We start from the raw sequence: 14,247 nt of genomic DNA, 5'->3' as shown, positions 1-14,247 counted from the left end.
AGTGCTAATCTAAAATAAAAGTAAGCTGAAAGTGGTTGATTAAAAGAGCTATGACAACCGCAACAACAACAAATAATCCTGTTACTGTCCCCAAAAAGCTGCCTTTTCTGGAGTCAATTTGTTGGCAGACTGCCGATGTGTATCGGTTTACTTCAGAACAAATGCTGAGTCGCTATGAGCGTGGCTGGCAGTATCATAATCTATTTAATAATCTTGAAGGTGAAGAACTCAATTTTGTTCAGGAACTCGCTAGACGCTATAAGTCCTGGTTGCAAGTTTGTTTATGACCTTCAGGTTAGAACACCATAATCAAATTCTCACAGTTCTTGAATCTTTAGATTCGGACATACTTAGGAAGGGTTCTGCTTACTTTGGTGGCGGAACCCTTCTTGCATTTGAGTTTGAAGAATATCGCTGGAGTAAGGATATTGATTTTATTGCTTCTGTTGGTACAGAAGGCTATAAATATTTACGTACAGTAGTATTTGAAGGTGGGCATGAAGCATTATTTCATGATTTAAGCAAAATCCAAGTTGGACGTAGCACAACTGACCAATATGGAATTCGGATGATCGTTTTTGTGGATGATATGCCGATTAAAACGGAAATTATCGCTGAAACTCGTTTTCAACTAGACCCACCAAGATATCCAAAGTGGTCACTCGTTCCTTGTTTAAGCTTCAATGACTGTTTTACTTCTAAGCTGCTGTCAAATTCTGATCGTTACGCGGATGACAGTGTTGAAGCAAGAGATTTAATCGATCTAGCAATTCTTAGGCTGCAATCTCCAATCCCTCAAGCATCAATTGAGAAGGCTGAAAAAGCCTATCAGGTTATGCGCCCTTTGAAAAGAGCGATTGAACTCTTTCAGGGAAGACCTGATTACAGGGAGAAATGCTTTCTCAGTCTACAAGTTGATCAAGCTCAGATACCCAAAATTCTCGATGGTATTGATTTACTCTCAACAGATTTAGGTTTATCTCACACTCCAAGGGCTTTTCAAGAACAACATGATATCTTGGCTAATTTAGAAACACAAATTAAAAAACAAGAAGATTCTTAAACAGATAGCGTTATCCAATGCCCCATGCCCCATGCCCCTAAATCCTTGAAGCTGTTTGTTTATCACTCGCAGGACTAACAGGCAATGGTTGAGCCGCTTTCAATACTGCATCCAGCAACCCTGGAAACAGCATCTCTAAATCTTCACGCCGCAGTATGTTGATGTGATGTGTCCCTTCTTTACGTGTAAAGACTATCCCAGACTCACGCAAAATCTTAAAATGATTGGACATAGTAGACTTTGCGATCGCAAAATCAAACTTGGCACAGCATTGTTCCCCCTCTGTCGCCAACAGCCGCACAATCTCTAGCCGCACTGGATCGCCCAATGCATACAGTACTCCCGGTAAAGAAATATTTTTTCTATCTGGATGATAAAGAAATCTCATAGTTGCATTATCTCATCAAGTGGCATATATTTTTATTATTCGATATTATCGAATTATAGAATTAACTAGGAAGGCAATTTATGTCATCCATTACAAATGTCACAGAAGCCACATTCAAGCAAGAAGTCTTGGAAAGTGAGATTCCGGTCTTAGTAGACTTTTGGGCTCCGTGGTGCGGCCCTTGCCGGATGGTAGGCCCAGTAGTCGATGAAGTTGCTGCGGAATACGAAGGACAGGTGAAATTTGTGAAGCTGAACACAGATCAGAATCCTACTGTCGCCAGCCATTATGGAATTCGCAGCATTCCGACGCTGATGGTTTTTAAGGGAGGTCGGCAGGTCGATACTGTCGTAGGGGCAGTTCCAAAAACCACCTTGAATAAGACCTTAGCACAGCATCTTTAAATCTAGGTACTGTTATGAGACGCATTTAGTTTGCAGTCTTCTCTAATCAAGGGAGACAGGAGTCAGAATACACTGACTCCTGTACAGACGCGATTAATCGCGTCTCTCCCCACTCTTGACTTCTGACTCCTGAATTCTGTCTCAACTAATGGGGAAAGAGCAAAATGGACTTGAAATTGCATGGTAAATCCGCGCTAGTTAGTGGCTCAACCGCAGGTATTGGTTTGGCGACAGCCCAAGCGCTAGCTCAAGAAGGTGCATCAGTGATTGTCAACGGTCGATCTGAGGAAAGAGTAACCCAAGCGATCGCTAAAATTCAACAAAGTACACCAGACGCGAAAGTTTCTGGTGTTGTTGCTGACACAAGTACTGCATCAGGGGTAGAGGAACTCTTTCAAAAAGTTCCTCACGTTGATATCCTCATTAACAATGTGGGTATTTATGAGCCAAAAACCTTCTTTGATATTACAGATGAAGACTGGTTAAAAATATTTGAGGTTAACGTTCTCAGTGGAGTCCGTTTGAGTCGGCAATATCTGCAAAAGCAGCTAGAGCAAAACTGGGGGCGGATAATCTTTATCTCCAGCGAATCTGCGATTCAGATCCCAGTAGAAATGATTCACTATGGCACAACTAAGACAGCGCAGCTTGCTATTGCCAGAGGTCTAGCAGAAATGACTGTCGGGACTGGAGTTACTGTAAACTCCGTCCTACCAGGGCCAACTCGTTCAGAAGGAGTTGAAGAGTTTATTATCAACTTGGCGCAGGAACGTGGTATTAGTCCAGCAGAAGTTGAGGCTGAATTTTTTCAAAATGTGCGTCCAAGTTCCCTAATCAAACGCTTTGCAACTAATGAAGAAGTAGCAGCGATCGTAGTTTACCTTTCTAGTCCCGTAGCTTCAGCAACTAATGGTGCAGCTTTGCGGGTAGATGGTGGTGTTATTCGGTCGATTGTTTAGTGAATGAACTGTATACAAAATTGGGTATTGGGAAGACTTTTTTCTTGTTTTCAAGACTATTTCTTTCTAGAAATCAACCGCCCATAACTAAAGTTTTTGAATACCTTAAAATCGACAATAACCTTTTCTTAGTGGTCTTTAGAGACTTTCGCTATTAGACTGAGAATTTATTGTGAGGCGGGCCAAATGAGAATAGCATAGCCCCGTCCTTATCTCCGAGCTATGGAGTTCTGAATTTTGAACTTTGAATTTTGAATTGGAGCAAAATAACATGACTAGTGATATCAACTTATTCTCTTCTTACCAATTAGGTAATTTGGAACTCCCTAATCGGATTGTGATGGCACCCTTAACCCGAAACCGAGCCAGTGAGGGAAATGTACCATACGAACTGAATGCTACTTACTACACTCAACGTGCTTCTGCCGGACTGATTATTTCTGAAGCAACACAGGTAACTCCTGAAGGACAAGGCTATCCTGCTACACCAGGAATTCATTCGTCAGAACAGATAGAAGGATGGAAATTAGTAACTGATGCCGTACATCAGGAGGGAGGAAAAATTTTCCTGCAACTATGGCACGTAGGCAGGATTTCCCATCCTGACTTACAACCGAATGGAGCTTTACCTGTGGCACCTTCTGCCATTGCTCCTAAAGGTGAGGCATCAACTTATGAAGGGCCAAAACCTTATGTTATTCCTCGTGCTTTAGAAACTTCAGAAATACCGCAGATAGTAGAACAGTACCGTCAGGGAGCGGCAAATGCTCTAGCGGCTGGGTTTGATGGGGTAGAAATTCACTCAGCAAATGGTTATTTAATAGATCAATTTCTCCGCGATCGCACCAATCAACGTACAGATAAATATGGAGGTTCCATTGAGAATCGCACCCGATTCCTGTTGGAGGTGACAGAGGCGGTAACTAGTGTGTGGGATTCTAACCGAGTTGGGGTTCGTTTCTCCCCCAGTGGGACTTTTAACGATATCGGTGACTCCAATCCGCTAGAGACATTCGGTTATGCAACTCAAGCATTGAACCAGTTTAATTTGGCATATCTGCATATTTATGAGGCAACAGAGGCAGATATCAGACATGGCGGGATAATTGTACCCACCAGTCATATCCGCGATCGCTTTACAGGTACACTCATCGTCAATGGTGGTTATACCCGTGAAAAAGGCGATGCAGTGCTGGCAAACAAAGCAGCAGATTTAGTTGCCTTTGGCACATTATTTATATCAAACCCAGATTTACCTCGACGCTTGGCTTTAAATGCACCATTAAATGAAGCAAATCAAGCAACCTTTTATGGTGGCGGTGAACAAGGATATACAGACTATCCATTTTGGTCGGCTGCTAATGAGGCGGTAGCTCAGGCGTAATACCCTTGATTTCTCACAAGTGAGAAATCAAGGAGTGTGGGAGGTGTGGGAGGTGTGGGAGGTGTGGGAGGTGTGGGAGGATGGGGAAGAAATCTGACCCCGCACACTCCCCACACTCCTCTATCCGGGAATACTTCTCTGCGAGAGGCTGCGCCCTAAGCGTAGCTATGCCGCAGGCTTTACGACTACGCTCAAGACAAGCTCAGTACAAGTTCGTAATTCGTAATTCTGACTTTTGTTCGGAAACAAGGAATAATTTTTATTTTTGTTTCATGAATAAATAGATTCATTTGTATCCTAATTAGGAATTACGAATTATTTGGTCATAATTCAACTATCAGGAGAATCTCATGAGTTCCATCACCCAAACTCAAGCTTTAGATGTACCCAGTGCGATCGCTCAACGTCGTTCAATTAAAACTTTTAAAGCAGACCCCATTGCCCCAGAATTGCTCAAGCAACTGGTAGAATTGACCGTGGCAGCGCCCAGTAGCTTTAATATCCAAGACTGGCAAATTATTCTTGTGCAAGACGAGGCGCAAAAGGCAGCACTATCAGCAGCCTCATGGAATCAACAGCAAATCATCCAAGCACCTGTAACCTTTGTCTTTGCTGCCGATCCTACCGTAGGCGAAAGAGACTTAACCCCAATTTTTGAGCGGGCAACTGAAACTGGAGCATGGAATGAAGGTACGGTAAACTACTTTAAAAGCGCCATCCCACAATTTCAAGCTGGACTAGGTGACAAACGACGCGAATATGCGATCAAAGATGCCATTATTGCCGCTACTCATTTGGTGTTAGCAGCAGAAAGTTTGGGATTATCCACTTGTTTTATGAACGGTTGGGTTGAGGAGCAGGTAAAACAAGTGATTGGTGCTGGCGATAATCCAGATTTAGCGATCGCTGTTGTTGTTCCTGTCGGATATGCAGCCGAACCACGCTTAAATCCCGGTCGTTTACCATTCTCCTCTAACGTCTCTGTAGACAGAATCGGTAATCCTTATGCAGGGTAGCTTTCACTAAATGGGGAATAGGGAATAGGGAATGAGTCTTTGATACTCGCTAACGAGTCTTTTATACTCGCCGACGAGTCTTTTATACTCGTAAATGAGTCTTTTATACTCGCCAACGAGTCTTTTATACTCGTAAATGAGTCTTTTATACTCGTGAATGAGTCTTTTATACTCGCCGACGAGTCTTTTATACTCGTAAATGAGTCTTTGATACTCGCCAACGAGTCTTTTATACTCGTGAATGAGTTTTTGAACCTGCTCCCCCTGCCCCCTGCCCCCTGTCTCCCCAACCATGTCCCTAGCCTCCTTCCTAGCGCGTCGTTCGTTCCACTATGCCTGGATCGTTGCAGGTTTAACATTCCTCGCCTTACTCGTTGCAGCCGGAATTCGTTCTGCTCCCGGAGTTTTTATAGTGCCTCTCGAACAGGAGTTTGGCTGGAGTAGAGCAACTATATCTTTGGCAATCTCCATTAACTTAGTACTCTACGGATTGATTGGCCCTTTTGCTGCCACAGTTATGGAGCGAATCGGCATTCGCCGGATGATGGTGTTTTCACTTGCTATCATCGCTCTTGGTGTCGGTTTAACTACTTTGATGTCAGCATCTTGGCAGCTAGTTTTGCTGTGGGGTGTAGTTGTCGGTTCTGGTAGCGGAGTTATCGCCCTGGTTTTGGGCGCTATTGTTGTCAATCGCTGGTTTTTTGAGAAGCGGGGCTTAGTTCTCGGCATCCTAACCGCCAGTACAGCCACAGGACAACTGGTGTTTTTGCCCATGCTGGCCTCAATAGCCGATCGCTTTGGCTGGCGAACTGCGGCTTTAGCTCTTACTGGTGCAGCACTTTTAATTATTCCAGCGATCGCAGCCTTTATGCGCGATCGTCCGGCAGATGTCGGGTTGCGACCCTTTGGCGACAACAGCGAAACTGTAGAAACATCGCAGCCTAGAGCAAATTCCATCGCCTCTACCCTCAACGCCCTCTGGCTGGGAATGCGTAAACGCGATTTCTGGCTGTTATTTGGGAGCTTTTTTATCTGTGGTGCTAGCACAAATGGGTTAATTGGAACTCATCTAATTCCTGCTTGTATTGACCACGGTATCCCGGAAGTAAAGGCTGCGGGACTTTTGGCAATCATGGGACTATTCGATTTTTTTGGAACTACTATGTCCGGTTGGCTATCCGACAGATGGAACAATCGCTACTTATTATGCTGGTACTACGGACTGCGGGGTTTATCTTTGATTTTCTTACCCTTCAGTTTCAACTTTTCCTTGTATGGACTTTCCATTTTCGCCGTCTTCTATGGACTTGATTGGATTGCTACCGTACCACCGACAGTCCGCCTTGTTGCCAATGCCTTTGGTAAAGAAAATGTCGGCGTTATGTTCGGTTGGATTGTCGCAGGACACCAGCTTGGTGCAGCCACAGCAGCATTCGGAGCCGGAGTGTTAAGAACTTGGACGGGTAGCTATTTACAAGCGTTTATTTTATCAGGTATTCTCTGTCTGATTGCCGCAGTTGGTGTACTGCAAATTGGTCAAACTCCCACTAAGGGCGATTCACAACTATCTTCAGTCACGCTCAATTCTTAATCTATAAATGTTTTAATCGAATGGCATTAACAAAAGCTCTAAGCTAGGCAGAATAAGCACTACAGGTTTAAAATATGGCAACAACAGCTTTAATTGTCGGCGCAGGTAGTGGACTGAGTGCATCTTTAGCCCGCTTATTTGCCAAAGAAGGATTCACCGTAGCTTTAGCGGCTCGTCAAATTGAAAAACTCACTCAATTGACTAGTGAAATTGACGCAGTTAGTTTCGCTGCTGATGTCTCAAAGCCAAATGAAGTAGAACAATTATTTATTGATATTGATAATAAAATCGGTTCCCCGAATGTTGTTGTTTACAATCCCAGTTTTCGGGTGCGGGGGCCTCTTGTTGATTTAGACCCTGCTGAGGTGGCACAAACCCTAGATATAACTGCTTATGGTGGCTTTCTGGTGGCCCAAGCTGCTACCAAAAGGTTTTTGCAGCTTGGTGGTGGTGCTATATTTTTTACTGGAGCCTCAGCGAGTATTAAGGGTTATGCTCAGTCTGCTCCCTTTGCAATGGGTAAATTTGCACTGCGCGGTTTGGCTCAGAGTATTGCTAGAGAATTAGCACCAAAGAATATTCATGTGGCGCATTTCGTGATTGATGGGGCAATTCGTTCAGCAGTTCGCCAAGATCCAGTAGATAATCCTGATAGTACTCTTGACCCAGATGCGATCGCTCAAACTTATCTCAGTATTCTACGCCAGCCCCGCAGTGCTTGGACTTATGAAGTAGAACTACGTCCTTGGGTAGAGAACTTCTAGCCTAGACAATTGTTACAAAAATGGTTTTGCAGGTATGAAAATTGATTTTGGTGCAACTGCTGTTGATTACGCAAGACACCGTGCTGGCTTTCCCAGTTCATTATTTAATAAACTGTCTGAATATGGTATAGGTTTACCAGGACAGAATATTGTTGACCTTGGTACAGGAACAGGAACACTAGCGCGGGGTTTTGCTGATAGAGGTGCTTATGTAATTGGCATAGATCCATCAGCATCACTTTTAGAACAAGCGAGACAGTTAAGCGAATCAACCCAAATTAAAGTAGATTATCGAGTCGCAACTGCTGAGAATACCGAGTTACCAGATGCAAGTGCTGATGTAATCACTGCTGGACAATGTTGGCATTGGTTTGATCGTCCCCGTGCTGTCCAGGAAGTTACCCGGATATTGAGAAAAAATGGCTCAATTGCGATCGCTCATTTTGATTGGATACCCTTAAAAGGTAATGTCGTCGAAGCCACAGAACAACTCATCCAGGCTCATAATCCCGCGTGGAATCTGGCCGGCGGTAATGGCTTGCATCCCCTGTGGTTACAAGATATTGGCGAAGTTGGATTCCGAGATATCCGCACATTTTCTTACGATGTATTTGTACCTTATACACACGAAGCTTGGCGGGGAAGAATTCGGGCGAGTGCCGGTGTGGGAGCTAGCTTGACACCAGAAAAAGTAGAAGTATTTGACCAGGAATTGGCTACATTACTCGAAGCAAGATATCCTACACAAATTCTTGAAGTTCATCATAGAGTTTGGGCAGCGATCGCCAAATCACCGCTATGAAAAAATATAATTGAAGCTCTATGTTTCATCCAGAGAAAGCCATCACTAGAGATGGCTTATAATACAAAGTTAGTTGCCCTTGATAGGTTTGATTCTAGCGATCGCTTGTAGTAACATTTTTGGCAGCCAGAAAAGATAACAATATAGTTGTTTTGCCTGACTATAAAGCGAGAATAACTTTGCTTCACTCAATAAAGTATATGGTCGAACTGCTCTGAGAAGTTCTGCAAATTTATCTTCAGTCGCAGTTTTAACTGAACCACTGACAAAATAACCTTGTAAATGTGGAGGTAAGGGCCAGTTAATATTAGGATCTGGCTGATGTATTACAGGCTCAACATTTCCCCGCCATGCAACTCCCATAATTTGCATAGTTTGATAGACCATTGTGTTCCATCCTTTGTCTCTGAAGTAATCCAAGCCTTGTCCTACATCAGGAGAAGCCAAATCATGAAATAAAATTAAAGCATCTGCTTCTGCAAATTGTTCGCAAATAATTGCATCATTGAGCGGAGCCGGAGCTTCGTGATTACCATCTATAAATATCAATGACCATTTACGTTGAAATTTATTTGCTATCTCTTCAACTCTTTCAGGGCTGCATCCTGGTATTAGATTCACAGATTCCTTAACGCCTGCCGACTTTAGTGACTCTGTAACGCTTTCATTAAATAATTGTTCGGATAGCATCGGATCAATTACATCTAATTCCACCCCTGCTAGAGCCAAGTGACAAGCTGACCATCCCATCCAGCAACCGATTTCTAAAGCTTTTTTCCCCCGAAATTTCAAGGCTGTATTGTATAAAATATGAGCTTCATCTCTGCTCACAAATCCTACCTTTTGCCGTCGTTTATCCACATACCAGTTATGAGTAATATCCCGCCGTAAATAAAGCCAAAAAGAATCATATTTATTTCCTAAAATTATATTGGGAAAATATAAATCTGGCTGGATAGTGGAAAATCCTGACGATACATAATCTCCTTTTGGCAATAAGTTTCCTTCAATCACTTTGACTGTCTTTTCACTCATAAGTTACTCTCTAAGTATTTGAAATTCTAGGTTGTGGGGTTACAATTCAACTGGTCGCAGCGATAGCGTACCCCTGCGAGGGATCTTGCTATACGCAGCGTCTCGTAGAGAGGAACACCGCTCTGAGAATCGGGACTGGGACTGTGAATACATTCCAAAATTTGGGAAGGGTTAAAGCCCCGAACATAATTTTTCACTTATTACTCAATCCCCAATCCCTTTTACTTTTCACCATTTTTGTCCTCTTTTTTCAGATTTTATGATAAACCAGAAAAAAAGAGATGTCTGCACCATTCACTTAAAAAGAATCGCACAATTTTAGGACAAATAACCATGATCGATCTTTATTATTGGACAACCCCAAACGGTCATAAAATTACGATTTTCCTGGAAGAAGTCGGCTTGCAATATACCATAAATCCTGTGAATATTGGAGCTGGAGATCAATTTAAGCCCGAATTTTTAAAGATTTCTCCTAACAATCGTATCCCCGCGATCGTTGACTACGAACCAGTAGATGGAGGTGCACCGATTTCGGTATTTGAGTCTGGGGCAATCTTGCTATATTTGGCAGAAAAAACCGGGAAATTAATCCCGCAAGATTTACGCCAACGCACTCAAGTTTTAGAATGGTTGTTCTGGCAAATGGGCGGACTAGGGCCAATGGCAGGACAAAATCATCACTTTAGCGCCTATGCTCCCGAAAAGATTGAATATGCCATTAACCGCTACGTCAATGAGACGGGACGTTTATATGGAGTGCTGAATAAGCAACTAGCAGATAGAGAATTTGTAGCTGGGGATTATTCCATCGCCGATATTGCTGCTTATCCCTGGATTGTGCCCTATGAACGCCAAAGTCAGAATCTAGAGGATTTTCCTCACCTCAAGCGCTGGTTTGAGACAATTAAAGCTCGTCCGGCAACAATTCGCGCCTACGAGAAAGCAGAAGCATTGAAAACTCAACCACTTGATCCAGATAAGTCACGAGATTTGTTATTTAACCAGTCGGCGAAGACTATTCAACCTTGAGCGTTTTGGGCTTGAAGAAGAATCCAGAAGTCAGAATTCAGGAGTCAGAATCAAGACGCGACTCGAAAATACGCTATCCGCCAGTCATACAGAATTCATTCTGTTAGCAGTAGCGGGGCGTTTAGCCCATTCTTACTCCTGACTCCTGAATTCTGTTTGATAAAACAATTAAAAAGATTGCGTAGGCTGGTTAGCACCGGAAGCACGAGATACAGCTGTTTCGCTGTTTATAGCTTTTTTGTTAGACAGGGAATCGCGCAGCAGTATTTGGTAGGATTGTGGATAACTTCGGCTACATCTATTGTTTTATTCTGGTTGGTATAGCGATCGCTCTGTTCTGGGTTTGGCTAGTCAAGCAAAAGCAATACAGCACTTGAAAGTCAGGTTAATTTAGTTTTAATTCAAGACTTGCCGCATCTCCCGAAGTTCCGATCTTGTTAAAATGTATCGATGTCAAAAAAGCAACATCTCTTAAAGAAAAAACCCGGTTGGTCTTTGGATGAGCGAGATCCAAAGTTCATAGAATCTCTGATGCCTTTATTAGGCTTTTTCTATAAGTACTATTTTCAGGTGCAAACTAGTGGCTGGGAAAATATTCCATCCCAAGAAAAAGTCTTATTTGTCGGTTCGCATAATGGAGGACTCGCGGCTCCCGATATGGGAATGGTGATGTATGACTGGTTCAAACGATTTGGTGCCCAGAAACCCGTTTATGGTTTAATGCATCCCAAAGCTTGGCAGGTTAGCCAACCACTAGCGCAAATAGCTGCCAAGGCTGGAGCAATCATAGCTCATCCAAAAATGGCCTACACTGCGCTGCACTCTGGCGCTAGTGTGCTGGTTTATCCAGGTGGAGCCGAAGATGTGTTTCGACCGCATTATTTACGTAACAAAATCTACTTTGCAGGGCGACAAGGATTTATCAAGTTAGCATTGCGGGAAAATGTGCCGATTGTACCTGTGATTTCCTGGGGCGCTCACGATACGCTGATTGTACTGGCTGACTTGTACAAAGTTGTGCAGCAACTCCACGAATGGGGAATGCCTTGGCTGCTTGGGATTGATCCAGAAGTTTTTCCGATCTATCTCGGATTGCCTTGGGGATTAGCAATTGGCCCATTGCCCAACATTCCATTACCTGTGCCTATGTACACACGGGTTTGTCCACCGATTGTATTTGAACGCTATGGTCGAGAAGCAGCTAGCGATCGCCATTATGTCAATGAATGTTATGAATTAGTTGTGAGCCAGATGCAAGAAGAGTTAGATAACTTAGTCAAGATAACTGCTGAGTCGAATAGTAGGTAAGGAGCAGGAGGCAGGCTTGCCGTGAGCGTAGCCGAACGGAGGCAGGAGATAAGAACTTACTTTCAATCTGCTGTAATACCAACTCCTAACTATTTTCCTAGCCGCCGCTAACTGGTGGAATCAATACGACTTCATCCCCATCTTGTAGTAGGGTATCTGGTTCAACAAATATTAAATTAATCCCGAAGCGGGTGATGTCTCGCCATTGGGAAAGTTCAGGGTGTTCGGCTATGAGGCGATCGCATACTGCTTTAACTGGCATACTATTGGGAAATTCCAGTACCAGTTCTGAAACCTTAAAGGCTTCTTGATAAGCAGCGAACAATTTGACGGTAACGGTGATTGCAGATTTAGACATACAATATGCTTTGGCAGTACCAGCAAGTAATTTAATCCTTGACAAGCACCCTGAACTCTTGGGCTTAATTATATATTAATAACTAGCAAAGTTGTATTATTGGTAGATAATTATGTTTCCTAATCCAACATTTCTGGGTCAATTCCTAAAGCGTTGAGTTGTTCAGCAGAGAGAGTACGCAATTTCTCTACAATTCTCTCCCGCTTTTGTCGCTCAACTTCAGCCCGTTCCTCACCCGTTAGCAGTAAATTTCCTTGTGCATCCCACCAGCGCAACCAAGGTAACTCTGCATTCTGATAAAATCCTTGCCAGATTCCTAACTCTACCCCCATAGGAACAATTGGGTAATGTCCTCGTTCATTGGATTGCATTAGTTCATAAGTATTATCGATTAGGTGGTAAACTTCCACTTGAGCTTTTGCTACTTCATAAATTCCATAATAAGGCACTCGAATTGCCTGTTCATAAACCCAAAACTTACCAACATTTCCATCTTCCCCTTGAGATGGCGGTGTGTTATTTCGTTCTTCTGAACCATCTCCAGAGACAAATTCAATCACAATTAGGGGTGCAACATACTCCTTCCACAGCACATAAGAACGGCGCATTTTACCGTCAAGGGTCGGCGGTACATTGGGTACATAAAACCAGTCTGGTGCTTCAGCCCCTTTCTCAGGAGGATCTGTCAATCGCCAGTAGATACCAGAATCTTGTCCGATACAATATTGACTGTCGGGATGAAGTTTCTCTAAAACAGGTTTAATTGAATCTGTAATTAAAATGCTTTGCGGATGCTCCTGAAGATTGTTCACAAATGTACCATCTGAGTCTGGTAACTGAGTGTGATCAGGTAAAGTTAATGCCGATAGGGAAGTCATAGGCTTTAACCAATGGTTTGTCTGACTTTTATTGTAGATTGCTATTTTTTATTTTTTAATAGACGTGCTACTAAGTTAGATACCAATTATATAACCAAAGTCAATCTTTCTATATGAAAAAAGCTATTACGATTACTGCGGATATTTTCTATATCCTCACAATCATTCGGCTTAACTATAGACAATAGAAAATGAGAACCTATTGCTCGTAAATCGTATGGTATTACATGAGTTGGTATATCAAAAATCCATCCTATGCCTGCCCATGCAGTATTTTCCGAACGTTCCCAGACAGACTACCCTTGTGTATCCTCCATCCATGTGAAAAATCACTCTTACAGTTTCTCTGGCTAACAGAAATATTTCACTCATTACAATACAATTATTCTGTTTCGATGCTTTTTAAAGGGTGGGCTAGCCCACCCCAAAATAACTACAAACCAGATGCCAAATTCCGCAGTAATAGACGCATAATACCCGATCGCACTCCTGGCAAAGCATCCTTAAAGCCGATCGCAGCAACTCTTCTTAACTTTTATCTACTGAATAATATGATTTTCAGGAAACACTAGGATCGTCAGCAGTTTTGATCTCTTTCAATATTCGTTCTACTTGGTTAACTTTTTCACCTCTATTCTGTTGTTTGAAAATATTTAAAGCTTTTTCTAGAGAAGATAGTGCTTCATCTTTTTTATTTGTTTGCCACAACACCAATGCAAAATTAGTCAGGGCCTCACCATAGTTAGGATTGATTTCTAGAGCTTTTTTATATTCAGTCATCGCTTCTTCCCAGCGACTTTGGCTAGCGTAAACCATACCGATTGCATTATAAGCTAGAGCGTATTTTGACTGAAGACGAATGGCTTCTTGATAGGCACTAATAGCTTCTTCTGGCTTCTTTTGCCGAAAAAGCACATTTCCTAGTTGAAAGTGTCCAAAAGCATCGTCTGGGAATTTTTTAATTAACTTGCGGAAATTTTCCTCTGCACCTGTTAAGTCTCCCTGATTAAATAAAGCATTGGCTTGTTGTAGCATTTGCGATCGCTCTGATGGCCCTGTGTCTGAAAACTGAGCTAGTTTTTGTGGTTGTCTCTGTGCATTCTGTTCTGGCGGATGCAAAGAAACTTTTCCAGAAACCGCTAACGCTAATGGTGATAAACTAATTACAGTTAGAATACTCAGCATCATGCAGCTAAAAGGTTGAACAAATGCTGATTTAGGTTTGCTCTTCAGCTTCATCGCCCTCAATGCCTCAATAATGTTCT

General features: G+C 42.7%; 16 protein-coding genes. 11 read left to right on the top strand and 5 right to left on the bottom strand.

All coding sequences use genetic code 11. The annotated features are described in order from the left end of the window. The first annotated feature begins 50 nt into the window (after positions 1–50). Together ACFFRD_RS12330 and ACFFRD_RS12325 are read left to right on the top strand one after the other, a co-directional pair. A complete protein-coding gene (locus ACFFRD_RS12330; protein ID WP_041565757.1) occupies positions 51–287 on the top strand; it encodes a hypothetical protein in 237 nt (78 codons plus the stop codon). Further along, the gene (locus ACFFRD_RS12325; RefSeq protein WP_392481763.1) at positions 284–1,063 is read left to right on the top strand and encodes a nucleotidyl transferase AbiEii/AbiGii toxin family protein; all 780 of its coding nucleotides are present in this window, start codon (positions 284–286) and stop codon (positions 1,061–1,063) included. Before ACFFRD_RS12330 ends, ACFFRD_RS12325 begins: the two co-directional genes overlap by 4 nt. A gap of 37 nt (positions 1,064–1,100) precedes the next feature. Here ACFFRD_RS12325 and ACFFRD_RS12320 read toward each other — a convergent pair whose 3' ends face one another. Beyond that, positions 1,101–1,451, bottom strand: a complete 351-nt coding sequence (locus ACFFRD_RS12320) for a helix-turn-helix transcriptional regulator (RefSeq protein ID WP_114084307.1) — start codon at positions 1,449–1,451, stop codon at positions 1,101–1,103. Positions 1,452–1,531: 80 nt separating this feature from the next. On the opposite strand from ACFFRD_RS12320, the gene trxA reads away from it, so the two are divergent. The 7 genes from trxA to ACFFRD_RS12285 all read left to right on the top strand — a co-directional run bounded on the left by trxA (position 1,532) and on the right by ACFFRD_RS12285 (position 8,371). Then, on the top strand, positions 1,532–1,855 hold the full coding sequence (gene trxA / locus ACFFRD_RS12315) for a thioredoxin (RefSeq protein WP_012412473.1): 324 nt from the start codon (positions 1,532–1,534) through the stop codon (positions 1,853–1,855). 164 nt (positions 1,856–2,019) lie between these two features. Then, entirely contained in the window at positions 2,020–2,814 is a 795-nt protein-coding gene (locus tag ACFFRD_RS12310) for an SDR family NAD(P)-dependent oxidoreductase (RefSeq protein ID WP_392481760.1), read from the top strand. A 271-nt stretch (positions 2,815–3,085) separates the two neighbouring features. Beyond that, the gene (locus ACFFRD_RS12305) at positions 3,086–4,198 is read left to right on the top strand and encodes an alkene reductase (protein WP_392481758.1); all 1,113 of its coding nucleotides are present in this window, start codon (positions 3,086–3,088) and stop codon (positions 4,196–4,198) included. Between the two features lie 350 nt (positions 4,199–4,548). Then, positions 4,549–5,214: a nitroreductase family protein gene (locus ACFFRD_RS12300; RefSeq protein WP_392481756.1), complete on the top strand. Its 666-nt coding sequence runs from the start codon at positions 4,549–4,551 to the stop codon at positions 5,212–5,214. A gap of 292 nt (positions 5,215–5,506) precedes the next feature. Continuing rightward, positions 5,507–6,805, top strand: a complete 1,299-nt coding sequence (locus ACFFRD_RS12295) for an MFS transporter (RefSeq protein ID WP_392481754.1) — start codon at positions 5,507–5,509, stop codon at positions 6,803–6,805. A gap of 74 nt (positions 6,806–6,879) precedes the next feature. Beyond that, positions 6,880–7,569: an SDR family NAD(P)-dependent oxidoreductase gene (locus ACFFRD_RS12290; RefSeq protein ID WP_392481751.1), complete on the top strand. Its 690-nt coding sequence runs from the start codon at positions 6,880–6,882 to the stop codon at positions 7,567–7,569. 34 nt (positions 7,570–7,603) lie between these two features. Further along, the gene (locus tag ACFFRD_RS12285; protein ID WP_392481749.1) at positions 7,604–8,371 is read left to right on the top strand and encodes a class I SAM-dependent methyltransferase; all 768 of its coding nucleotides are present in this window, start codon (positions 7,604–7,606) and stop codon (positions 8,369–8,371) included. 69 nt (positions 8,372–8,440) lie between these two features. Here ACFFRD_RS12285 and ACFFRD_RS12280 read toward each other — a convergent pair whose 3' ends face one another. Continuing rightward, positions 8,441–9,406: a class I SAM-dependent methyltransferase gene (locus tag ACFFRD_RS12280; protein WP_392481747.1), complete on the bottom strand. Its 966-nt coding sequence runs from the start codon at positions 9,404–9,406 to the stop codon at positions 8,441–8,443. A 333-nt stretch (positions 9,407–9,739) separates the two neighbouring features. Here ACFFRD_RS12280 and ACFFRD_RS12275 point away from each other — a divergent pair, with 333 nt between their 5' ends. Together ACFFRD_RS12275 and ACFFRD_RS12270 are read left to right on the top strand one after the other, a co-directional pair. Then, positions 9,740–10,438 carry a glutathione binding-like protein gene (locus tag ACFFRD_RS12275; RefSeq protein ID WP_392481745.1) on the top strand — a complete coding sequence of 233 codons (699 nt, stop codon included), beginning with the start codon at positions 9,740–9,742 and terminating at the stop codon, positions 10,436–10,438. A gap of 450 nt (positions 10,439–10,888) precedes the next feature. After that, positions 10,889–11,746: a 1-acyl-sn-glycerol-3-phosphate acyltransferase gene (locus tag ACFFRD_RS12270; RefSeq protein WP_392481743.1), complete on the top strand. Its 858-nt coding sequence runs from the start codon at positions 10,889–10,891 to the stop codon at positions 11,744–11,746. A gap of 97 nt (positions 11,747–11,843) precedes the next feature. On the opposite strand, the gene ACFFRD_RS12265 is transcribed toward ACFFRD_RS12270, so the two are convergent. The 3 genes from ACFFRD_RS12265 to ACFFRD_RS12255 form a co-directional block, all read right to left on the bottom strand. After that, positions 11,844–12,104, bottom strand: coding sequence for a MoaD/ThiS family protein (locus ACFFRD_RS12265; protein WP_012412483.1), 261 nt, complete (start codon positions 12,102–12,104; stop codon positions 11,844–11,846). A 119-nt stretch (positions 12,105–12,223) separates the two neighbouring features. Next, positions 12,224–12,982 carry a Uma2 family endonuclease gene (locus ACFFRD_RS12260; RefSeq protein ID WP_392481741.1) on the bottom strand — a complete coding sequence of 253 codons (759 nt, stop codon included), beginning with the start codon at positions 12,980–12,982 and terminating at the stop codon, positions 12,224–12,226. Between the two features lie 558 nt (positions 12,983–13,540). Beyond that, positions 13,541–14,221, bottom strand: a complete 681-nt coding sequence (locus ACFFRD_RS12255) for a tetratricopeptide repeat protein (RefSeq protein ID WP_392483055.1) — start codon at positions 14,219–14,221, stop codon at positions 13,541–13,543. Positions 14,222–14,247 lie beyond the last annotated feature (26 nt).

Source organism: Nostoc sp. C110 (genome assembly GCF_043099725.1).
GTDB lineage: Bacteria > Cyanobacteriota > Cyanobacteriia > Cyanobacteriales > Nostocaceae > Nostoc > Nostoc muscorum_A.
This window is presented reverse-complemented; position numbering and strand designations above follow the sequence as displayed.